We start from the raw sequence: 21274 nt of genomic DNA, 5'->3' as shown, positions 1-21274 counted from the left end.
CATGAAAAATATCATATGGCTTGTCACAAATATGCTAAGAAATATGCTGCTTAGAAACAAAAGGACGCTTGTGCTTGTTATTGGTTTGCCTATTGCAGGGGTTTTAATGTCCGTTCTTATTTATGGAAATGCAGGAGGGACTTCGGTAAATATCGGAGTTGTCAATCACGACTCAACGGATATTACAAAAGATACCGTTCAGTTTTTAAAAGGGCTGCATAAAACAAATGTTAAAATGCTCACGGACAAAGAAGCGGATCATGAGATTACGTCAAAGAAAGTTGATGCGGTTATTGCCTTTGAAAAAGGGTTTTCTGACAGCGTCAAAGCGAACAAACCAGATCATATTACGATTACTTCAATAAAAGGAGCAGAAGTAACGAGCTTTATTAAGTCTTATTTGTATCAATATATTGATAATGTTTCTGCGCTGAATCAAGCTGCTGAAGGCGACGATGCTGCGTTTAAACAAATGTATGAGAATTATCAAAAAGCGCCATTCCACGTCTCTACGCATGCCCTTGAAGACAAAGGAACCGATCAAAACATTGTCAAGCAGACAATTGGGTATTTAATTATGTTTATGCTTTTTTCTGCGGTGAATTTATCTGCTCTTATTACAAAAGAAAAAGAGCAGCGAACGTATTTTAGACTGTTAGCTTCGCCAGTTAGCGCAAGACAATACGTGATATCCAATGTCATTACAAATATGATTTTATTAACTCTGCAAGTAATGATTACACTTGTTTGTATTACGACTCTTTTTCACGTAGATATGAACATTCCCGTATGGCAGCTGTTTTTTATTTTAGTTTTGTTTGGTCTAGTAGCCATCGGCTTGTCTCTTGTAATTATCGCTTTTACAGAAAGTTCAAAAGCGGCAAACGGTCTTCAAACGCTTATCATCACGCCAACTTGTTTACTGTCCGGCTGCTTTTTCCCGTCTGAATTTATGCCGGATGTGATGCAGAAAATAGCCGACTTCCTTCCTCAAACGTGGGTATTAAGTACGCTAAAAAGTGTTCAACAAGGAGCTGATTTAAGCAGCCTATGGCTAAATATCAGCATTTTACTAGCTTTTGCACTCGTTTTTTTCCTGCTGTCTATTTATAAATTAAATCGAAATAATACTGTTCAAAAGTTTATTTAAATGGTAAAGTCAGAGAATACCTCTGGCTTTTTTTGTAATTTTTAAAAAGTTACAAAAAAAGATTGAAAAATATAAGATGAAATTTTAGAATGAAAGAGGAAAGGGGTATACAAAAAGAGAATAAATAGGGGAGAAAAACGAAGTTCATGTTGGTTTTTTGCACAAATAAATGAAATCGCTTACATAAGTCAGCATGAAAATACGGAAGGAGAGATTGTCAGCGAGATAACAAAGGGGGATAAACAGTGGGAATTTATGAACTACTTGTACCACGCACGGTTTTATATGGAGAAGGATCATTTTCTAAAATTGGAGAACAGGCTGCACTGCTTGGGACAAAGGCGTTGCTTATAAGTGATGACGTTATGGTGAAAGCAGGCAATGTAGAAACTTGCCGTCGTTACTTAGCCGAGGCTGGCATGGACTGTGCCGTGTATACAGGCGTAAATTCAGAGCCGACAGATATTCATCTAGATGAAGCGCTTGCTATATGTAAAACGCAGCATTGCGATGTGGTTATTGCCTTAGGGGGAGGCAGCTGTATCGATACTGGAAAAGCGGTTGCCATTATGATGACAAATGAAGGGCATCTACGAACGTATTTTCAAAACCAACAAGATTTTCAAGATAGTCCTCTTCCTTTGGTTGCCGTGCCTACGACTGCTGGAACAGGCTCAGAAGTGACTAAAGCGACGGTTATTACAGACACGGCGTACGATGTAAAAATGATGCTCGCAAGGCCTCAATTATTGCCTGATACAGCCATTGTTGATCCGTTATTAACTCTATCATGTCCGAAACACGTAACGGCAGCTACAGGAATTGATGCACTCAGTCATGCAGTAGAAGCGTATTTGTCTAAAAAAGCACATCCTTTTACAGATTCACTTGCGCTTCAAGCAATTGAGTTAATCATGAAAAATATTCGTCTTGTGTACAGAAATGGAGAAAATGTTCGAGCAAGAAACGAAATGGCCTATGCTTCTATGCTGGCGGGAATGGCGTTTTCAAATTCATCTGTTGCTCTAGTGCACGGTATGTCAAGACCTATTGGCGCGTTATTCCATGTTCCCCACGGTATTTCTAATGCGATGCTCCTGCCTGCGGTTTTGGACTATACAAAAGAGGCTTCAATCGATCGTTTAGGTGAAATAGGACAAGCTCTTTTTCCGAACGTATCATATACAAAAAAAGAAGGAGCAGATGTGTTAATTGAAGCCATCAAGCAGCTTTGTATCGACTTAGAGATTCCTAATCTTCAAGCGTGGGGCATTGATCGTCAGCTATTTTACGCGGCGGTTGAGAAAATGGCAGCGGATGCGATTCAAAGCGGAAGTCCTGCTAACCATCCAGTTGTACCGACGGCAGAAGAAATTATCCAGCTGTATTACACGTGCTATGAATATGAGTTTGAGTCTGCACTTTATAAAAAATAAGGTAAATTTAAGACAAATTGAATGAGGGATGAAAGGGGAAACGTTATGGATTTGCTGATTATTTTGCTGTCTCTGGGGCTTTTGATGCTGGTTGCTTACCGCGGGTTTTCAGTTATTTTGTTTGCTCCACTTTGTGCGCTGCTAGCCGTTATTTTAACGGAACCAAGCTATGCACTCCCGTTTTTCTCAAACGTTTTTATGGAGAAAATGGTTGGATTTATTAAAAACTACTTCCCTGTCTTTCTATTAGGAGCAGTCTTCGGGAAGATGGTAGAAATGTCTGGAGTCGCTGAATCGATTGCGAAAACAATTGTTAAAGTAGTAGGGGCTAAACGCGCCATCTTGGCTATTGTTTTAATGGGAGCAATCTTAACCTACAGCGGCGTAAGTTTATTCGTTGTTGCGTTTGCAGTTTATCCGTTTGCGGCTAACTTATTCCGCGAAGCGAATATTCCAAAACGATTAGTACCGGGAACGATTGCATTAGGAGCTATTTCGTTTACCATGGATGCACTTCCGGGTACACCGCAAATTCAAAACGTTATTCCAACAACTTTTTTTAAAACAGACATCTATGCTGCTCCGACACTGGGGATTATCGGATCGGTGATTGTCTTTAGCTTAGGTCTTTGGTATTTAGAAAGCCGAAGCAAAAAAGCAAGAAAAGCTGGAGAAGGCTACTACGGATTTAATAATGAACTAGCGGCTGCTGCAGAGCTAGAAAAAGAGTCTGTACCTTCTACAGAACCTAAATATGAACCTAGCGTAGCAAGACAAATTCTTGCATTTGTTCCGCTCGTGCTTGTAGGGGTTGCAAACAAATTTTTTACTGTTTCTATTCCAAAGTGGTACCCAGACGGTTTTGATTTTGCCAAAATTGGCCTTGAAGCGTTCGGAAAAGTAGATTTAACCGCAGTTGTTGGTATTTGGTCAGTGGAATTGGCACTTGTTATTGGAATTATCACAACGATTGCGTATGACTGGAAGAGAGTGACCACCGGTTTCCAAGCTGGTCTGAACGCAAGTATTGGCGGAGCGCTTCTTGCTGCGATGAACACGGGAGCTGAGTATGGCTTTGGAGGCGTTATTTCATCTCTTCCTGGCTTTGCAACCGTTCGTGATGGTATTTCACATACCTTTACAAATCCGCTTGTCAATGGAGCCGTTACGACAAACATTTTAGCCGGTATTACAGGCTCTGCTTCTGGAGGTATGGGAATTGCGCTTAGTGCGATGGGAGATAAGTATGTAGAAGCTATTAATCAGTACAACATTCCTCCTGAAGTTATGCACAGAGTTGTAGCGATGGCATCAGGCGGTATGGATACGCTTCCTCATAACGGAGCCGTTATTACCCTGCTTGCTATTACCGGGTTAACACACAAACAGTCTTACCGAGATATTTTTGCGATCACTGTTATAAAAACGCTTGCATGTTTCTTAATCATTGGAATCTACAGCTTAACTGGCCTCGTATAACAAATAAAGAGGCTGAGTTTAGTTGAAGAAAGATCCGAACGATGAATCGTTCGGATTTTTTTATTGGTGTGGTGAACATAGATTTCATGTATATAGGTGCTTTTAGCGGTTGATTGGAGGGCAAGGCGAAGACTCCCGCGGAAAGCGGAGCCTTGCACGGAAATCAACAGCGGTTTCACAAGGAATCTTATTTCCTTTGTTCGTCTATAGGTTGCAGTGATTTAGCTGTATATCAAGCTTTTGGCTATAAAACAGATTCTTTGACTTTCTAAACTGTAAGTATTATGATTACACTACTTTCTAGAATACTATATGCCGTTACATTAACTTTTAGCGTGTTTATGAAGAAAGGAGAATGACTGTGAAGCTATTTGAAGAAAATTTAAAAGTAGGCGACTGGGTCAAAGGAAAGTCTCGCGACGGTGAACTTATATACGGATATATTAAAACGATTAATCCATCTAAAAAAGCTGCACTAATCAATGTTGTGAAAAGTGATGATGAAAAAATGGTGGGAACAACCATTGGCATGATGGATGAAAAAATAGAGAAGCTGCCCCTTCAAAAAACGGCGCACGAAGAGCAAATTCTTTCATTAATTGATCTCGCGCTGCTAACGAAAGACGAAGCTTGGTTTATTGAATTAACAGCTGAATTAAAAAGATTACAAGATAAAAAGCAAGGCTGACATTCCTAATAAGGAATGAAGGCCCTGCTTTTTTTATTATTCCTAGGGGGAAAAGCAGGAATGGAAAGCAGCTTGCGAGAAGAAGTAAATGACTACATTAAAAGAAAAGGTGATAAAAGATGAGTAAACGTGTCTTGATTTTAACAGGAGATGCCGTGGAGGCTTTAGAAGTTTTTTATCCGTATTATCGCTGTTTAGAAGAAGATATTCAGTGTACCATTGCTTCTCCAGTGAAAAAGAAGCTTCAAACGGTTGTTCATGATTTTCTTCCAGAAATGGAAACATTCACAGAAAAAACGGGATATAAAATTGATTCTCACGCTTCTGTAGATGAAGTGGATCCCGCTGATTTTGACGGACTTATTATTCCTGGAGGACGAGCGCCTGAATATATTCGAATGAACACAAAAGTTCAGGAAATTGCCGCTCATTTTTTAAAAGAAAACAAACCTTTAGGCGTTATTTGTCATGGTCAGCTCGTGTTAACAACGGTTAGAGAGTATCTGCAAGACAGAGAAGTGACAGCGTATCCTGCTTGCCGTCCGGAAGTAGAAGCGGCGGGTGCAGTATTTGTTGAACAGACGCTTCATGTAGACAGAAACTTAGTAACCGGACAAGCTTGGCCAGATTTACCTAAATTTATGAAAGAATTTTTTAACGTGCTAAAAAAAGCTGAAAAAGTGAACGCATAATAAAAAAGCGGGCTGAGAGAAAAGAATTCTTTCAGCTCTTTTAAATGATGATAGGTGAGGTGTAAACAACGTGCAGCTTGTGTCTGAACTTTCGAAGAAAATTATAAAAGAAGTGCAGCTGGTGATGAAAGAACATGTAATTGTAACAGATCCAAGTGGAATTATTATTGCGTCAACAGAAGAAAAACGGGTTGGTTTTTTTCACGAAGGCGCGTGGAACGTGATGCAAAGAAAGCAAAAATTATATATATCCAAAAAAGAAGCAGCGGATTTAAAAGGAGTTAAGCCTGGTATTAACTTGCCTATCAGTTATCAAGGAGAGATTATTGGGGTTATTGGCATTACAGGTACTCCAGAAGCCGTTGAGCCTTTTGCAGATATTATTCGAAGATTAACAGAGTTAATTATTCGCGAAGCATACTACATAGAAACAAAGGAATGGGAAAATAAAGGAGTAGAAGCTTTTTTTCGTGAATGGATTTATAGCCAGCAGGTAGATGCAGAATTTATTGAACGAGGTCATATTTTAGGAGTACAAGTAGACAGTCCTTATTGCTGCACGCTGTTTCAAATTGACTCATCTCTTTCGAAAAAGAAGCAGCAGCAGGTACAAGAAACAATTCGCTACTGGTTTGAAAGTCATAAAGGTGAAGGAGATTATATCGCAAATTGGGGATACGATCGCTTGCTTTTACTGAAAGAGGCTGTAGATGAAAAGGCAAGGCAAGGATTTAAAGAAGAATTAAAAAAATGTCAGCAGTACATTCAAGCAAATAATCAAGTTATGATCACTATTGGCGTAGGAAAGTCAGCGGAGCAATTTGATTTGCATCCTTCATATGAAGAAGCAAAAAAAGCGCTTAAAGTGGCTTCAAAACGTCAAACCGTTGTTTTTTATGAGGAGCTGCTGATGGACATGATTTTAGAAGACGTTTCTGAACCTGTAAAAAAGGAATTCTTGAGTCGAGTGCTTTCTTCCATTCAAAAAGAAAAAGAGCTTCTCGAAACGCTGAAATCCTATTTAGCCAACGATCAATCGTTAAAAAAAACGGCGTTTGATTTACATATTCATATTAATACGCTTCATTACCGCTTGAAGCAAATGAAAGAACTAACAGCCATTGATCCAAAAAGCGTAAAGGGTATCACGCTTTTTTACCTTGCACTGTCTCTATTAGAGTAAGTGCGCCCTTCGTTAGATAAACATACAAAAAATGAGTTTTTAAAGCGCTCTTTTTTAGTTTTTTATCCATAGTCCCTCGTGGCTTCTGCAACTATAATAAGATTAAGAGATATATAGGGAGGAACGTTATGCTTAATGAACGAACAAAAGAAAAGCTCATTGAAGTTGTAGGATCAGCCAACTTTCAAGATAGCAGTGAAGCAAGACTCGTGTACTCTTACGATGCAACACCTAACTTTCAGTCGCTTCCTGATGCGGTTATTATGCCTGAAAACAAAGATCAAGTGAAAAGAATTTTAACGATATGCAACGAAGATCATGTTCCTATTGTGCCAAGAGGTTCAGGTACAAATCTAAGCGCAGGAACGTGTCCAACGCAAGGCGGAATTGTTCTTACCTTTAACCGAATGAATAAAATTTTGGAAATTGATGAAGAAAATTTAACCGCTACCGTGCAGCCAGGTGTTATCACACTAGATTTAATTAATGCTGTGGAGGCAAAAGGTTTATTTTACCCTCCTGATCCAAGCTCTATGAAAATATCAACCATCGGAGGAAACATCAATGAATGCTCAGGAGGATTACGAGGCTTAAAATACGGCGTAACAAAAGATTACGTTCTTGGTCTTGAAGTAGTTCTTGCAAACGGCGACTGCATTAAGACGGGAGGCAAGCTGGCTAAAGATGTAGCTGGATACGATTTAACGAACTTGTTTGTCGGTTCTGAAGGAACGCTTGGCGTTGTGACAGAAGCAATTTTAAAGCTCATTCCAATACCTGAAACAAAACAAACTCTGCTCGCGCTGTTTGAAGACATGGACGCAGCCGCTAAGACCGTTTCAGCTATTATTGCACATAAAATTATTCCAGCCACGCTTGAATTTTTAGATCAGCCGACGTGCGAGGTAGTAGAAGATTTTGCGCAAGTTGGTCTCCCAACAGATGTAAACGCTATCTTATTGATTGAACAAGACGGTCCTCCAGAAGTAGTGAATCGCGATATTGAAATGATCTCACGCATCTGCAGCGAAGGAAACGCTGTATCGGTAAAGGTAGCGGCTTCGCAAGCAGAAGCAGAAGCGTTAAGTACAGCAAGAAGATCAGCCCTTTCTGCTTTAGCACGGATGAAGCCAACGACGATTTTAGAAGATGCAACCGTCCCGCGGTCTAAAATTAGTGAAATGGTCAAAGCGATTAATGAAATTGCTGTAACATATAACGTTAAGATCTGTACGTTTGGTCATGCGGGAGACGGAAATCTGCATCCGACTTGTTTAACAGATGCGCGTGACGAAGAAGAGCTTCACCGCGTCGAACAAGCTTTTGAAGCGATTTTTCATAAAGCCATTGAGCTTGGAGGAACGATTACAGGTGAACACGGAGTCGGAGAAATGAAAGCACCGTATTTGGCATTGAAGATGGGCGGAGAAGGAGTAGCTGCGATGAAAGCAATTAAGTATGCTTTGGACCCGCAAGGAATTATGAATCCAGGGAAAATTTTTGCTAAAGACACGAGAAAAAGAGTGGTGGTTCGTTCATGACGGCAACAAAAGACATTCAGCAAGCGTTCAAGGAACGCTTAGATTATGACGAGTTAATGAATTGTATGAGATGCGGCTTTTGTTTGCCAAGCTGTCCGACGTATGGACAAACGAATCAATATGAAGCAGCGTCACCGCGCGGAAGAATTGCTTTGATGAAAGGAGTGGTAGACGGACTTATTGAACCTGATGAATCCGTTGAAAAGCAATTGAATCTTTGCCTTGGCTGCCGAGCGTGTGAGCCTGTTTGTCCTTCGGGTGTGAAGTACGGACATTTATTAGAAGAAGCACGTGATATTATTCAGCAGAAAAAACGACATAAATGGCCGGTAAAAGCGCTCAGGCATATGGTGTTTGAACAGCTTTTTCCGTATAAAGAACGATTAAAAAATGTACATTCCCTGCTTGCTTTCTATCAAAGAAGCGGCTTGCAAAAAGCTGTTCAAAAAACAAACATACTAAACGTCCTTCCTGGTAATCTATCGCAAATGGAAAAAACGCTTCCGCCTGTACTAACAAAAAAAGAAATGAAGAAACGTCCTTTTTTATTTGAAGCAGAAGGAACAAGAGAGCGTACGGTTGCTTTTTTTACAGGGTGTTTAATGGATACGATGTTTATGGAAACAAACAACGCCACGATTGCACTTTTACAAAAAGCGGGGTGTAAGGTCGTCATACCAGAGGTGCAGACGTGCTGTGGCGCGCTGCATGCGCACGGAGGAGAAAAAGATCAGGCAAAGAAGTTAGCGAAGCAAAATATTATGGCGTTTGAATCCATGCAAGCGGATGATATTGTTCTTAATGCAGGAGGCTGCGGTGCGCTGTTAGTGGAATACGATCATTTATTAAAAGAGGAACCGGAATGGAAAGAAAGAGCAGCGGCTTTTTCTGCCAAAGTCAAAGATTTTTCAGAGATTTTATTACAGCAGCAGTTTGTGGAAAAACAAAAGTTATCGCTTCCAAGTCAAGTTATTACGTATCAAGACTCGTGTCATTTAAGAAACGTGATGAAAACGTCCAGCGCACCGAGAAAACTGATCCAAGCGATTAACGGAACGATATTTAATGAAATGGAAAATGCGGATCATTGCTGCGGCTCAGCCGGTATTTATAACTTAACGGAACAAGAGATGTCTATGCAAATTTTAGATTATAAAATGGAAAAAGTGAAAGAAGCCCATGCACATACGATTGTAACAGCAAACCCGGGCTGTCTCATTCAAATGAAGCTAGGCGTAGTCAGAGAAGGAGTAGAAGAAAGTGTAAGGGCCGTTCATCTTGCAGATTTACTTCTTGAAGCACTAGAAAGCAAATAAAAAGGCCGGACGTGTCCGGCCTTTTTATTATTTGAACAGCTGAGAAACAATTTCGTACGAACGAAGGCGAGCTTTGTGATCGTAAATTTGAGCGTTAATCATCAGTTCATCTGCTTCTGTTTCTTCAATAAACTGTTCAAGCTTGACTTTAATCGTCTCAGGGCTTCCGACAATAGAAGAGCCCAGCTGCTGTTGAAGAGAAGCTTTTTCAAAGTCAGTCCATAGTTCGTCCATATTATCCACAGGAGCTTTTAGTTTACCCGGTGTGTTTCGAATTAAATTTAGAAACTGCTGCTGCATAGAAGTAGCCAAACGTTCAGCTTCTCTATCTGTATCAGCAGCGATTACGTTTACACCTAACATTGCATATGGTTTCTCTAACACGTCGGACGGCTTAAAATAACGGCGATACATGTTAAGAGCTGTCATTGTATTATTAGGTGAGAAGTGACTTGCAAATGAAAATGGCAAACCTAGCTGTGCAGAAAGCTGTGCGCTAAAACCGCTTGAGCCAAGCAGCCAAATCGGAATATTTAAACCTTGACCGGGAACAGCTTTAACGCGCATCTGACTTTCTGAAGCCGGTTTAAAGTATTCTTGCAGTTCAGCCAGCTGTTCTGGGAAGTCACTGCCGTCGCTTCTGCGGTCGCGTCGCAGCGCCTGTGCTGTCAGCTGATCTGTCCCTGGGGCTCTTCCTAAGCCTAAATCAATACGTCCTGGAAATAGTGATTCAAGCGTGCCAAAATGCTCAGCAATAACAAGCGGAGAATGGTTAGGAAGCATAATACCTCCAGAGCCTACGCGAATGCGTGACGTGCCTGCAGCTACATGACCAATTACAACGGATGTAGCAGAGCTTGCGATACCTGTCATATTATGATGTTCAGCTAGCCAGTAGCGGTTATACCCCCATTTTTCAGCGTGCTGAGCTAAATCTAATGTATTTCTAAGTGAGTCAGATACAGTTCCCCCTTCAACTACAGGAGAAAGATCCAATACGGAAATCGGAATATCTTTTAATGCTTTACTCATCAATTTCATCTTCTTTCTTTAAAGACTTCATAGGCCTTGTTATTTCAATGGAATACAAGTATTTTAACAATAATCTTTCGAGTTCCAAAATATTTTGCTTCGGTTATTTTCCTTTACGTTATTGCTCTTTATTTACACAAGCTTTTGAGAAACAAAAAGCTTGTACGGTATAAGGCAGAAGCCGCCTCTTTCTATAAAACGCTGTCATATTTTATAGTAGAAGGGAGGATGAATATGGTTACTTTAAATGAACTAAAAAGCAAGCAGTACGATATGATATACAGTTTAGGCTATAACTGTTTTCCAGGGATATACATGAAAAAATATTCTTTGCGAAAACAAGCCGGCGTGATTGATTGGTGTATTAGCATTTCTCTTTCTCATGTCAATCAGCTGTTGAAAAATCGCTGTAAAGACTTATTTGTATATGAACACTTAACCTATATCAGTTCTTTCGGAGATGGTTCCACGCTTAGACTGCGTGATAAGGTGTATCAAATTGATTCTGCTCATGATTTTCCATCGTCTATTAATACGGAGACTAACTGGCTTTCATATAATGAAGTCAAAGAAAAATATGAACGGAGAACGGAGCGGTTTTTAACGTCGATGGAGACCAGTTCTTGTATATTGTTTATTCGCATGGGCGGAACGTATGAAGAAGCGAAAGAATTAGAGCATATTTTAAAGGGAATGGTCAAAAACGATTTCTATATACTGCTGCTGACAAACAGTGAAAAAGAACTTTTGTCCGAGGCTAACTGGGACTTGCCTTGTACATGTGTCTTACATGCACCTATTTTTTCAATGGACGTGCTGCGCGATGATACAGTATGGGAAGAGCTCTTAAGCGGGCTTGTTATAAAATAAAAGAAACTCTTTTTGTTTAATACGGGAATGAAAAAGCTCGTTTTTTTCATAGACTTTGTTATATCTGTGTATCAAAGGAGATGAAAAGATGGAGTCCAATGTGCGGAAGGCGATAAAAGAAATTGTATGGCTGCTGCTAGAACAAGACCAGCGCTGGAATGAGTATCTAGTACAGCTGGAGGATTTGAAAATACAAGTGGATTTGAATAGTTCCGCATATGAAGTTCTGAGAAAGATGACGGGTAATTACGAAGTGCTGCTTGAACATATGGATCTCATTCAGCAGTTTGAAAATCATTCTAAAAGTGAAACAGCGCTGAATGACTTAGTTACTATCGTTATGAAGCATTACTCATTAAAAAATTCATAAGCCTGCTTTGTGCAGGTTTATGGAGTTTAAGCTCTCAATGGAATTCGGTAGAGATAATCGTTTATAATAAGTACATATGGTGATGAAAGGGTGATCGATATGGAAGAGAAACAAGAAATTGTACCCGTTCGTACGGAGGAAACAGCCAAATATTATTCGGAAGAAAAATTTTGGGACAAGCTTAAAAAGTTTGGTAAAAAAGCGGGAGCAAACGTTGTTTATGCCGTATTGCTTTTATACTACACGCTGCAAAAACCTGATATTCCTCCAAAAGCAAAAGCAGTCATTATAGGAGCGTTAGGTTATTTTATTCTTCCTTTAGATTTAATTCCGGACTTTGCAGCAGGAGTTGGATTTACAGATGATTTAGGAGCTCTGGGGCTTGCATTGATTCAAGTTGCCATGTACATTGATGAAGGGGTTAAACTGAAAGCAAAAGAAAAAATTAAAACGTGGTTTTCAGAAGAACACAATTTTTCCATTATTGATGCTAAAATAAAGTAACGTTATGATCGAAAGGTAATTATTAAATAAAGTGAGCAAAAGAAGGTGATAGATGAATCATCTTCTTTTTAACCGATAATATATAGGTCTTTATAACTATTTTAATCCGTTTTATGTAAAAAAAGCAGGATTAAAATATTTTTTTCATTAAAATTTTAAGCAATGTAATTGAATAATTGCCCTACAAATGTTAAGTTAAAACATGTTCATAAATTCGTCACAGAAAGCAGTATACAAATAAGTAAGATTGTTTGTAAAAACTTTGTGAAATTATGGAACTTTTTAACTGAGAGTTTCAAACTCTTAGAGATTCTTCCTCATCAATCAGAAGTCGCTTTCTTTCGTTCCAAAATTAAGCATCTTTCATTTGAAGGTGTTTTTTTTCAGCCTAAGTAAGCCAACAACATGATTGTATGACAAGTTTTTGCTAAGGTTGTATAGTTACTGTATTGTATGACAAGTTTTGTGTGATTTGATGTTAAATAAATGAACAGCTTCGAAGTAAATAAATGATTGCAGAAAAACAAAGTCCATGCGTTTTCATGAACCATTATACGTTACTTCATATTTGTAGAGATGTTTAGCAAAAGGGAGATGAATGGCCTGACGTAAACAATATCCATAGAAAAGCCTTAGAAGATAATTATCTTTCTAAGAAAGCAAATTTATATGATTGATTCTAATCTAAACAATGGAGTGTTCAAAAATGGAAATTAGTCAAATCTTTATTATTTTAACCCCAATCTTTTTTGTTATTTTGCTAGGTTATTTAGCAGGGTACTTTAAAAAGTTTGATGCAACAACATCTAAAGGGTTAAATACGCTTGTAACAAAATTTGCGTTACCTGCACATCTATTCGTTGGTATTACCACAACATCAAAACAAACGCTTATTGAAAAATGGCCGTTTTTACTAGCATTAGTTCTTGGTATTATTGGATTTTATGTTCTTTTCTTACTTGTTGCAAAATATGTATTCAAATACTCACTAACAGGCGCGTCTATGTTCTCTTTAAACTCTACGCAGCCAACGTTTGCGTTTATGGGTATTCCAGTATTAGGTAGCTTGTTTGGCGCGGATGTAGTAGCAATTCCAATCGCCATTACTGGTATCGTAGTAAATGCGATGCTTGATCCTTTAGCAACTATTATTGGTACGGTTGGACAGCGCGAAAGAAGTGAAGGCGATTCAGAAGAAAGCTTATTTAAAGTAACGATTAAATCAATCTTACACGGTCTTTCTGAGCCGTTAGCCTGTGTTCCTTTAATCGCAGTAGTATTAGTATTATGTGGGTTCCAATCTCCAGATTTACTATCAAGCAGCTTAGACCAAATTGGTTCAATTACATCTGGTGCGGCACTATTCGCAGTTGGGGTAACAATTGGTATCCGTAAAATTCAATTTAGCCCAGCGGCATTTGGTATTGCGATTTTAAAAGTGGCTATTCAGCCGCTTGTAATGTTAGGAATTGCAACAGCAATGGGTCTATCATCAGCTGATATCGTAAAATTAGTATTATTAGTAGCGTTCCCAGGTTCAGCTGTAGCAGCGATGATTTCAGTTCGCTTTGACAGCTTAGCTGGTGAAACAGCTTCAGCATTTGTACTTAGTGCCATTATGTCACTTGTTACATTACCGCTGTTAATTTCTTGGTTAATGTAATCACATATATGGATATAGAACAAAAAAGGCTTTGCTATTTTAGCAAAGTCTTTTTTTTGTACATCTATATTTAAAAAAGCTTTAAAAATTCTTGAGCGATTTTGGGAAGATAACTGTCGGTACGCCACGTAACTAAAGGCTCAATCACAAATGGATTATCTTCTATGTTTAAAATTTTAATATGTTCTAGTGAAAAAGAGGAAAGCATTGAATAAGGAACAATAGCAGCACCAAGGCCACGACATACTAAATTAAGAAGCATCGCTGAGTCATGGCATTCGCATAAAATATTAGGTGTTATATCCATCTTTTCAAATTCCTTTATAATGCGATTGTATATGCTTATTTCCCGATTTGAACGAAGAAGAATAAGAGGGAGAGAAGCAATTTCAGCGACTGAAATCTTTTCTGTTGCATAACCACTTTCTTTGGGAATGGCTACAACAAAAACATCTGGTGCAAGTGTTTTTGTTTTGACATGTTTATAAGGTAAGTCGGTAGTAGTGACTGCTACATCGATTTTTCCTTCCGTTAATAATTCGTTTAAGTGAGCTGGTTCGTTTTCATAGATGTTAAATGTGCTGTTTGGATACTGTTTTTGAATAAGAGTTAGCTTATCGAGAACCGTTGATGCACAGTAGATCGTACATCCGATTTCAAGCTTTTCATTTGTTACGTTTTTACATTCCTGTACTTCCAATACTGATTTTTCAACCCTTTGCACAATTTCTTTCGCTCGTTTTAAAAAAAGCTCTCCTTCTACCGTTAACAATAAGCGCTTGTTATTATTTCGTTCAAAAAGCAAAAGGCCTAGCTCATTTTCGAGCTGTTTTAGCTGCCTGCTTAAAGGAGGCTGAGCCATATGCAGGCGCTTTGCTGCTTTGGTCACATTTAATTCTTCAGCTATGACAATAAAATAATGCAGCTGTCTTAATTCCACTGTATTCAACTCCATACTTTAAAGGTATTATTATATATTTTATCAATATTTTAATTGTATGGAAAATGAGTGTAAAGTTAAATGTGTAACCAAAGCAGAGAGGAGGAAGAGAAATGAAAATAGCTGTAGGAATCACAGGAGCCACGGGAGCTATTCTAGGTATTCGAATTTTAGAGCTTTTGAAGAAGGCTTCTGTTGAAACGCATTTAGTCATGTCGCCTTGGGCTCATGCCACCATTAAGTTGGAAACACCGTATAGCGTTCAGCAAGTAGAAGCGCTAGCAGATTATTGTTATTCATATCAAGACCAAGCAGCAAAAATTTCGAGCGGTTCTTTTCGTATAGATGGAATGATTGTTAGTCCTTGCAGTATGAAAACATTAGCATCTATTCGAATGGGACTAGCAGATAACTTAATAGCGAGAACGGCAGATGTGATGTTAAAAGAAAGAAAGCCACTTGTGCTACTTCCTCGAGAAACGCCTTTGAATACGATTCATTTAGAAAACATGCTGGATCTTTCAAAAATGGGCGCTATCCTTGTGCCTCCTATGCCAGCATTTTATAACAAGCCTGAGACGATTGATGATATTGTCACTCATATTGCTGTTCGAACGTTAGATCAATTAGGAATTGAGCTTCCTGAGGCAAAAAGATGGAATGGAATTAAACATTTATCACAAGGAGGAAAATAAACATGGCTTATAAAGACTTTAGAGATTTCCTTAATACGCTACATAAAGAAGGGCAGCTACTGACGATTACAGATGAAGTGCAGCCTGATCCAGATTTAGGTTCAGCAGGTCAAGCCATCAGTAATTTAGGAGACCAAACGCCGGGATTATTATTTAACAATATTTATGGGTACAACGATGCAAAGGTAGCTCTAAACGTAATGGGTTCCTGGTCAAATCATGCGTTAATGATGGGAATGCCTAAATCAACTCCTGTAAAAGAACAGTTCTTTGAGTTTGCTCGGAGATATGAAAAATTTCCTGTCAAAGTAAAAAGAGAAGAAACGGCGCCATTTCATGAGTGTGAAATAACAGATGATATTAACTTATTCGACCTTTTGCCGTTGTTTCGCTTGAATCAAGGAGACGGAGGCTACTATCTAGATAAAGCGTGCGTTATTTCTCGTGATCAGCATGATAAGGAGAACTTTGGCAAGCAAAACGTAGGTATATATCGTATGCAGGTCAAAGGGAAAGACCGTCTAGGCATTCAACCTGTGCCACAGCATGATATTGCCATTCACTTGAAACAAGCCGAAGAAAGAGGTGAAAACCTTCCTGTATCAATTGCTTTAGGATGTGAACCTGCGATTGTCACAGCAGCCGCTACGCCGCTTCATTACGATCAATCAGAGTATGAAATGGCAGGAGCTATTCAAGGTGAGCCATACAGAATTGTGAAGTCTCAGCTCTCTGATTTAGATGTACCTTGGGGAGCAGAAGTGATTTTAGAGGGAGAAATTTTGGCTGGTGAACGTGAATATGAAGGTCCTTTTGGCGAATTTACAGGTCATTACTCCGGTGGAAGAAGCATGCCTGTTATCAAAATCAATCGTGTATACCATCGGAAAGATCCTATTTTTGAAAGTCTATATATCGGTATGCCTTGGACAGAAACAGATTATTTAATTGGAATCAATACAAGCGTTCCTTTATATCAGCAGCTAAAAGAAGCATATCCTGAAGAGATTGAAGCTGTGAATGCGATGTATACTCATGGTCTCGTTGCTATCATTTCAACGAAAAGCCGATACGGAGGATTTGCTAAGGCGGTTGGTATGAGGGCATTGACTACGCCGCATGGATTAGGATATTGCAAGCTAGTTATTTTAGTAGACGAAGATGTGGATCCGTTTAATTTACCGCAAGTCATGTGGGCGCTATCGACAAAAATGCACCCAAAACATGATGTTATAACAGTGCCTAATCTTTCAGTTCTGCCACTTGATCCAGGATCTGAGCCGGCTGGTATTACAGATAAAATGATTTTGGATGCTACAACACCAGTTGCACCGGAAACAAGAGGCCACTATTCTCAGCCTTTAGATACACCACTTGAAACTGAAAAATGGGAAAAAATCTTAACGAATATGATGCAAAAATAAACAAGGAGGAATCGACATGCATACTTGTCCAAGATGTGAAGCCAAACAAGCGAACTTAGTATCTAAATCACCAGTTGAAGGAGCCTGGGAGATTTACTTATGCAACGTGTGTTTGTTTACCTGGCGTTCTTCTGAACCTGAGACCATTACCAATCCTGAAAAATACCCTCGACCATTTAAAGTCAATCCAAAAGACGTACCGCTGGCAACGCACGTGCCTCCTGTGCCACCCCGATCTTAATCAGCAAAGGTGGTAAGTAAAATGAATAAAGCAGAGCTGCCAAAAGTCGTGCGCGTATTTTTAAATGGAAAAGACTTAGAAAGAAAACAGTATGATGCGATACTGCTATCTACAGTGACATCCGAGGGTTTTCCTCATGTAGCAATGATTAGCGCAGGAGAGCTGGTAGCTATTAGCTCTTCACGCGTCAAGCTGTTAGTATGGAAAGATACCACGTCTTCAAAAAACATGATACAGAATCATAAGGCAACCGTTACATTAGTTGTTGAAGGAAAAGCTTATTACATTAAATTTTGGCTGAAAAAAGAAGCTCCTGTGTTATCAGGCTATGAGTTATTTACGGGAGAAGTAGCCGCTGTTAAAGAAGATTACGCAAAATATGCAGTTTTAACATCAGGAATTCAATTTCAGCTTCATGATTCCAAAGAGGTACTGAGCCGCTGGAAGCAATCAATTAAGGCTGTTCTTTCTACTGAAAAAACCGATTCTTAAAAATAAGAATCGGTTTTTTAGCTGTAGTGAAATTTTTTCAAATAGCATGCTAGCTGAACTTTTAATAGGTGTTCACTGTTTGTAAATGATATGTTCATTTTTTCTTCAATTTTTTTCAACCGCTGATAGAGTGTATTAACATGAATATGAAGCTGCTTAGCTGTAAGTGAAGCAGAGCGGTTATTATCAAAATACGCTTCTAGCGTTTGCTCTAAAGGTTCATCGTTTGAATGAATGTTCTTAAGAGGGAGAAATACTTCATCAATAAAGGTTTTTACTTCTTCTTTCGATTGATTAATAAATAGCCGGTTAATTCCTATTTCCTCATATAATATGCATCCATCTTGCTGCTGAGACAGATGGTAAGAGATAGCTTTTTCAGCTTCACTATAACTTTTTCCTATTTGAGTAAAGTGAGAATACCGACTTCCAATCCCTGTTTTTACATGACATTCATTGTAGTAACGCCATTTTGAGAGTAAATCTTCTAATTGTTTGATAATAGCATGATGTTTTTCATAAGGGTCAAGCGTGAATACAATGGTTACTTTGGTATCGAATCCGTATACGACCGGTGCTTTTGAGCTGAAAATCGATTTGATGTCAGATACAAGGCGATGAAGGTGTAAGTTTAAGAGCTGCAGGTCCGCTTGTGAACGAATGGTAATGAGAGCGACCAGAATATGCTTTTTTGTATCAATGTTTAGCTCAGCTGCTTTTTGATACAGCAAAGTGGTGGCATAACACGATAAGTACTCACTAAATAATTCATGTGTTCGCTTGTAAAATAAATCGACTAACGTTTGTTTTTTCAGCATTTATATGTTTGAACATATGATAGATGAAGCGTGCGTACACTATGCCATTACAAACAGCGGAGGTATCTCTCCTAATGTTGTTCAAGCAGAAGCGGAAGTGATGTACTTAATTCGTGCTCCGAAGCCATCTCAAGTAAAAGAACTTTATGAACGGGTTGTAAAAATTGCAAAGGGAGCGGCTTTAATGACTGAAACACAAATGGAACAGTAAATTCAAGGAGCCTGCGCTAATCTAATTCCAAATCAAACAATGGAGCAGCTGATGCATAAGCAAATGATGCAGATAAATTTGGCTGAAGTGAAAGACTCGTAAATAGCTTTTGCCAAAGCTATTTACGAGTCTATATCCGCTGAAGATAAAGAAGCAGCAAAAAAACAAGTGGGTTCACTGCTAGACAGAGCTTTAGCGGATCATCCAGTCTTCAACCAAATTGCTCCTATGTCTAAAAATGTTTCCTTCATGACAGGATCAACTGATGTCGCAGACGTTAGCTGGAATGTTCCAACTGCACAGTGCGTGACCGCAACGTGGGCTTATGCTACGCCGTTTCATACGTGGCAAGCTGTTGCTCAAGGGAAAACGGAGTATGCTCATGATGCGATGTTATTGGCTGGAAAAGCCATCGCGGCTACGGCGATTGAAATGTTAGAAAATCAAGAGCTGATTAGTCAAGCAAAACAAGAGCTGGAGGATAGGCTAGAAGGGGAAAGCTATGAATGTCTTGTGCCTTCACATATACAGCCACCTAATTACTCAGAAAGTGAGCAGGAAGACTATAGCGTGGTATAAAAAACGAGGCGTGAAAAACGTATTTTCGTTTAAGGAAGATCCGAACGATGAATCGTTCGGATTTTTTTATTGTTAGGTTGAACGTAAGTTTCATTTATCCCGTTTGTTCGTCTTTAGATTGGATTGATGTAGTTATGGCTCAATCTCTTTTTTGTTTTCATTAAAAATAAATGGTTAAAAATATATCTCTTTGCTGAACCTAACCCTATCTAATTGTTTAGGAAAAGAGGTAAGAAACATGAGAGCATACAAAGTAGAAAAAGATGGGTCAATTTCAACTTCACTAAAAGGAAAATCAGTTTTATCCACTTCTTATTTAAATAAAGGTTCTGCTTTTACTGAAGAAGAAAGAGAAAACCTTCATCTGCAGGGACTTCTTCCTCCAACGGTTTTAACGTTAGAAGAACAGGTGAAAAGAGCATATGAGCAGTTCAAAAAAGCACCGAATGATCTTCAAAAAAATAATTCGTTGAATGATCTACATAACCGGAACGTCGTCTTATTTTATCGTTTGTTAACCGATCATTTAAGTGAAATGCTTCCTATTATTTACACGCCTACTGTAGGTCAATCCATCCAAGAATACAGCCATGAATACCATCGACCTGACGGACTATATTTATCCGTAAATGAAGCGGATCGATTAAGTGATGCGATTGAAAACTTAGGACTCGACAGCGAAGATATTGATTTGCTTGTTGTAACGGATTCAGAAAGTATTCTCGGCATCGGGGACTGGGGTGTAGGAGGGATAAATATTGCAGTTGGAAAGTTAGCGGTCTACACAGCTGCAGCAGGAATTGACCCAAGCCGCGTACTGCCTGTCGTTCTTGACATGGGGACCAATAACAAAAAGCTTCTTGAAGATCCTTTGTATTTAGGAAATCGTCATGAACGAGTAAAAGGAGAAGACTATAATCGTTTTATTGCTCAATTTGTAAAAGAAATAACGACCAAGTTTCCTAAAGCGCTTCTTCATTGGGAGGATCTTGGGAATATTAACGCGCGTCACATTATGAAAGAATACGGCGATAAAATTTTAACGTTTAATGATGATATTCAAGGAACGGGAGTAATTACTCTTGCAGCCGTTTTAACAGCGGTGCGCATTACAGGAACGCCTTTAAAAGATCAGAGGGTTGTTGTATTTGGACCGGGATCTGCTGGAATTGGGAATGCTGATCGTATTCATAGTACGATGATGCTTGAAGGGCTGTCTGAAGAAGAAGCATATGCTCGTTTTTGGGCATATGATTACAGAGGTCTGTTAACCGAAGATATGGAAGATTTAGCTCCTTTTCAACAACCGTATGTTCGCCAAAATGAAGAGATTAAAGAATGGGAAAAAGACGATGAAAATAAAATTTCACTGTTGGAGCTTGTCAAGCAAGTGAAGCCAACGATTTTAATTGGAACGTCAGGCGTCACGGATGCTTTTACCGAAGAAATTATTAAAGAAATGGCAAAACATGTAGAGCGCCCGGTGATTATGCCGCTTTCAAACCCAACTAAACTTGCTGAAGCTGTTCCGGAAAATATTATAAAATGGACGGAAGGAAAAGCCCTTATTGCAACGGGAAGTCCATTTGAGCCCGTTGAATATAACGGGCATACCTATGAAATCGGACAGGCTAATAATGCATTTGTGTTTCCGGGTCTTGGTTTAGGTGCAATTGTGGTTCGTGCTCAAAAGTTTACTGAATCTATGTTTGCAGAAGCAGCCAATGCAGTAGCGCGTATAGCAGAAACAGACACAAAAGGAGATACGCTTCTTCCCAACATTAAAGATCTTCAAAAAGTATCAAAGGCGGTTGCTGTAGCAGTTGCCGATGCTGCTGTAAAAGATAACGTAGCAACTGTTGCCGAGCAAAATGTAAATGAACTTGTAGAAGCAGCGGTATGGCAGCCTGTTTATAAACCGGTTAAGGCAAAAAATGAATGAGGTGAATG

22 protein-coding genes are annotated in these 21274 nt (G+C 39.0%); 19 read left to right on the top strand and 3 right to left on the bottom strand.

Translation table 11 applies throughout. The features are described 5' to 3' along the window. Position 1: 1 nt before the first annotated feature. The 8 genes from ACN6NE_RS25390 to ACN6NE_RS25355 all read left to right on the top strand — a co-directional run bounded on the left by ACN6NE_RS25390 (position 2) and on the right by ACN6NE_RS25355 (position 9485). On the top strand, positions 2 to 1150 hold the full coding sequence (locus tag ACN6NE_RS25390; RefSeq protein WP_474328053.1) for an ABC transporter permease: 1149 nt from the start codon (positions 2 to 4) through the stop codon (positions 1148 to 1150). A 245-nt stretch (positions 1151 to 1395) separates the two neighbouring features. After that, on the top strand, positions 1396 to 2586 hold the full coding sequence (locus ACN6NE_RS25385; RefSeq protein ID WP_474328051.1) for an iron-containing alcohol dehydrogenase: 1191 nt from the start codon (positions 1396 to 1398) through the stop codon (positions 2584 to 2586). Between the two features lie 45 nt (positions 2587 to 2631). After that, positions 2632 to 4065, top strand: a complete 1434-nt coding sequence (locus ACN6NE_RS25380) for a GntP family permease (RefSeq protein ID WP_013083445.1) — start codon at positions 2632 to 2634, stop codon at positions 4063 to 4065. Positions 4066 to 4426: 361 nt separating this feature from the next. Continuing rightward, positions 4427 to 4753 carry an IDEAL domain-containing protein gene (locus tag ACN6NE_RS25375; protein WP_474328049.1) on the top strand — a complete coding sequence of 109 codons (327 nt, stop codon included), beginning with the start codon at positions 4427 to 4429 and terminating at the stop codon, positions 4751 to 4753. 119 nt (positions 4754 to 4872) lie between these two features. Further along, complete coding sequence (locus ACN6NE_RS25370) at positions 4873 to 5445, top strand: DJ-1/PfpI family protein (RefSeq protein WP_013057347.1); 573 nt, start codon at positions 4873 to 4875, stop codon at positions 5443 to 5445. Between the two features lie 70 nt (positions 5446 to 5515). Further along, positions 5516 to 6628, top strand: a complete 1113-nt coding sequence (locus ACN6NE_RS25365; RefSeq protein ID WP_129709983.1) for a CdaR family transcriptional regulator — start codon at positions 5516 to 5518, stop codon at positions 6626 to 6628. A 128-nt stretch (positions 6629 to 6756) separates the two neighbouring features. After that, the gene (gene glcD / locus ACN6NE_RS25360; RefSeq protein ID WP_129709982.1) at positions 6757 to 8169 is read left to right on the top strand and encodes a glycolate oxidase subunit GlcD; all 1413 of its coding nucleotides are present in this window, start codon (positions 6757 to 6759) and stop codon (positions 8167 to 8169) included. Further along, a complete protein-coding gene (locus ACN6NE_RS25355) occupies positions 8166 to 9485 on the top strand; it encodes a (Fe-S)-binding protein (protein WP_474328046.1) in 1320 nt (439 codons plus the stop codon). Before glcD ends, ACN6NE_RS25355 begins: the two co-directional genes overlap by 4 nt. A 27-nt stretch (positions 9486 to 9512) precedes the next feature. Here the strand turns inward: ACN6NE_RS25355 and ACN6NE_RS25350 are convergent, their stop codons facing one another. After that, positions 9513 to 10517, bottom strand: a complete 1005-nt coding sequence (locus ACN6NE_RS25350) for an LLM class flavin-dependent oxidoreductase (protein WP_074680799.1) — start codon at positions 10515 to 10517, stop codon at positions 9513 to 9515. A 234-nt stretch (positions 10518 to 10751) separates the two neighbouring features. Here ACN6NE_RS25350 and ACN6NE_RS25345 point away from each other — a divergent pair, with 234 nt between their 5' ends. The 4 genes from ACN6NE_RS25345 to ACN6NE_RS25330 all read left to right on the top strand — a co-directional run bounded on the left by ACN6NE_RS25345 (position 10752) and on the right by ACN6NE_RS25330 (position 13924). Beyond that, complete coding sequence (locus ACN6NE_RS25345) at positions 10752 to 11387, top strand: DUF1796 family putative cysteine peptidase (RefSeq protein ID WP_474328044.1); 636 nt, start codon at positions 10752 to 10754, stop codon at positions 11385 to 11387. An 88-nt stretch (positions 11388 to 11475) separates the two neighbouring features. Next, the gene (locus ACN6NE_RS25340; RefSeq protein WP_013083437.1) at positions 11476 to 11757 is read left to right on the top strand and encodes a hypothetical protein; all 282 of its coding nucleotides are present in this window, start codon (positions 11476 to 11478) and stop codon (positions 11755 to 11757) included. Positions 11758 to 11856: 99 nt separating this feature from the next. Beyond that, positions 11857 to 12261 carry a YkvA family protein gene (locus ACN6NE_RS25335; protein ID WP_013057340.1) on the top strand — a complete coding sequence of 135 codons (405 nt, stop codon included), beginning with the start codon at positions 11857 to 11859 and terminating at the stop codon, positions 12259 to 12261. Positions 12262 to 12967: 706 nt separating this feature from the next. Further along, positions 12968 to 13924, top strand: a complete 957-nt coding sequence (locus tag ACN6NE_RS25330) for an AEC family transporter (RefSeq protein WP_028408284.1) — start codon at positions 12968 to 12970, stop codon at positions 13922 to 13924. A gap of 70 nt (positions 13925 to 13994) precedes the next feature. Here ACN6NE_RS25330 and ACN6NE_RS25325 read toward each other — a convergent pair whose 3' ends face one another. Then, positions 13995 to 14864, bottom strand: coding sequence for a LysR family transcriptional regulator (locus tag ACN6NE_RS25325; protein ID WP_075421703.1), 870 nt, complete (start codon positions 14862 to 14864; stop codon positions 13995 to 13997). A gap of 113 nt (positions 14865 to 14977) precedes the next feature. On the opposite strand from ACN6NE_RS25325, the gene ACN6NE_RS25320 reads away from it, so the two are divergent. From ACN6NE_RS25320 to ACN6NE_RS25305, 4 genes are read left to right on the top strand one after another with little or no spacing between them, the layout of a single operon-like run. Continuing rightward, entirely contained in the window at positions 14978 to 15559 is a 582-nt protein-coding gene (locus ACN6NE_RS25320; RefSeq protein ID WP_074896569.1) for a non-oxidative hydroxyarylic acid decarboxylases subunit B, read from the top strand. A gap of 2 nt (positions 15560 to 15561) precedes the next feature. Continuing rightward, on the top strand, positions 15562 to 16983 hold the full coding sequence (locus ACN6NE_RS25315) for a non-oxidative hydroxyarylic acid decarboxylases subunit C (RefSeq protein ID WP_474328041.1): 1422 nt from the start codon (positions 15562 to 15564) through the stop codon (positions 16981 to 16983). Positions 16984 to 16999: 16 nt separating this feature from the next. After that, the gene (locus ACN6NE_RS25310) at positions 17000 to 17224 is read left to right on the top strand and encodes a non-oxidative hydroxyarylic acid decarboxylases subunit D (RefSeq protein WP_013083432.1); all 225 of its coding nucleotides are present in this window, start codon (positions 17000 to 17002) and stop codon (positions 17222 to 17224) included. A 21-nt stretch (positions 17225 to 17245) separates the two neighbouring features. Next, positions 17246 to 17716 (top strand): hypothetical protein, encoded by a 471-nt coding sequence (locus tag ACN6NE_RS25305; RefSeq protein ID WP_474328039.1) that lies wholly within the window; start codon positions 17246 to 17248, stop codon positions 17714 to 17716. Positions 17717 to 17733: 17 nt separating this feature from the next. Here the strand turns inward: ACN6NE_RS25305 and ACN6NE_RS25300 are convergent, their stop codons facing one another. Beyond that, positions 17734 to 18534: a PucR family transcriptional regulator gene (locus ACN6NE_RS25300; RefSeq protein WP_129709968.1), complete on the bottom strand. Its 801-nt coding sequence runs from the start codon at positions 18532 to 18534 to the stop codon at positions 17734 to 17736. 4 nt (positions 18535 to 18538) lie between these two features. Between ACN6NE_RS25300 and ACN6NE_RS25295 the strand changes: the two genes are divergently transcribed. From ACN6NE_RS25295 to ACN6NE_RS25285, 3 genes are all read left to right on the top strand, one after another. Next, entirely contained in the window at positions 18539 to 18745 is a 207-nt protein-coding gene (locus ACN6NE_RS25295; protein ID WP_240702710.1) for a hypothetical protein, read from the top strand. A gap of 168 nt (positions 18746 to 18913) precedes the next feature. Further along, positions 18914 to 19324 (top strand): hypothetical protein, encoded by a 411-nt coding sequence (locus ACN6NE_RS25290; protein WP_240702709.1) that lies wholly within the window; start codon positions 18914 to 18916, stop codon positions 19322 to 19324. A 238-nt stretch (positions 19325 to 19562) separates the two neighbouring features. Next, positions 19563 to 21266: an NAD-dependent malic enzyme gene (locus ACN6NE_RS25285; protein WP_129709966.1), complete on the top strand. Its 1704-nt coding sequence runs from the start codon at positions 19563 to 19565 to the stop codon at positions 21264 to 21266. Positions 21267 to 21274: the final 8 nt, after the last annotated feature.

The organism is Priestia sp. 53B2 (genome assembly GCF_056099005.1).
Note: the sequence above shows the minus strand (reverse complement) of the source record. Positions and strands in the feature narration are given on the sequence as shown.

Coding starts and splice junctions, on each gene's coding strand:
- ACN6NE_RS25305 (WP_474328039.1), top strand. CDS start 17,246: ATGAATAAAGCAGAGCTGCCAAAAGTCGTGCGCGTATTTTTAAATGGA.
- ACN6NE_RS25340 (WP_013083437.1), top strand. CDS start 11,476: ATGGAGTCCAATGTGCGGAAGGCGATAAAAGAAATTGTATGGCTGCTG.
- ACN6NE_RS25295 (WP_240702710.1), top strand. CDS start 18,539: ATGTTTGAACATATGATAGATGAAGCGTGCGTACACTATGCCATTACA.
- ACN6NE_RS25390 (WP_474328053.1), top strand. CDS start 2: ATGAAAAATATCATATGGCTTGTCACAAATATGCTAAGAAATATGCTG.
- ACN6NE_RS25355 (WP_474328046.1), top strand. CDS start 8,166: ATGACGGCAACAAAAGACATTCAGCAAGCGTTCAAGGAACGCTTAGAT.
- ACN6NE_RS25285 (WP_129709966.1), top strand. CDS start 19,563: ATGAGAGCATACAAAGTAGAAAAAGATGGGTCAATTTCAACTTCACTA.
- ACN6NE_RS25320 (WP_074896569.1), top strand. CDS start 14,978: ATGAAAATAGCTGTAGGAATCACAGGAGCCACGGGAGCTATTCTAGGT.
- ACN6NE_RS25335 (WP_013057340.1), top strand. CDS start 11,857: ATGGAAGAGAAACAAGAAATTGTACCCGTTCGTACGGAGGAAACAGCC.
- ACN6NE_RS25315 (WP_474328041.1), top strand. CDS start 15,562: ATGGCTTATAAAGACTTTAGAGATTTCCTTAATACGCTACATAAAGAA.
- ACN6NE_RS25300 (WP_129709968.1), bottom strand. CDS start 18,534: ATGCTGAAAAAACAAACGTTAGTCGATTTATTTTACAAGCGAACACAT.
- ACN6NE_RS25310 (WP_013083432.1), top strand. CDS start 17,000: ATGCATACTTGTCCAAGATGTGAAGCCAAACAAGCGAACTTAGTATCT.
- ACN6NE_RS25350 (WP_074680799.1), bottom strand. CDS start 10,517: ATGAGTAAAGCATTAAAAGATATTCCGATTTCCGTATTGGATCTTTCT.
- ACN6NE_RS25380 (WP_013083445.1), top strand. CDS start 2,632: ATGGATTTGCTGATTATTTTGCTGTCTCTGGGGCTTTTGATGCTGGTT.
- ACN6NE_RS25345 (WP_474328044.1), top strand. CDS start 10,752: ATGGTTACTTTAAATGAACTAAAAAGCAAGCAGTACGATATGATATAC.
- ACN6NE_RS25330 (WP_028408284.1), top strand. CDS start 12,968: ATGGAAATTAGTCAAATCTTTATTATTTTAACCCCAATCTTTTTTGTT.
- ACN6NE_RS25370 (WP_013057347.1), top strand. CDS start 4,873: ATGAGTAAACGTGTCTTGATTTTAACAGGAGATGCCGTGGAGGCTTTA.
- glcD (WP_129709982.1), top strand. CDS start 6,757: ATGCTTAATGAACGAACAAAAGAAAAGCTCATTGAAGTTGTAGGATCA.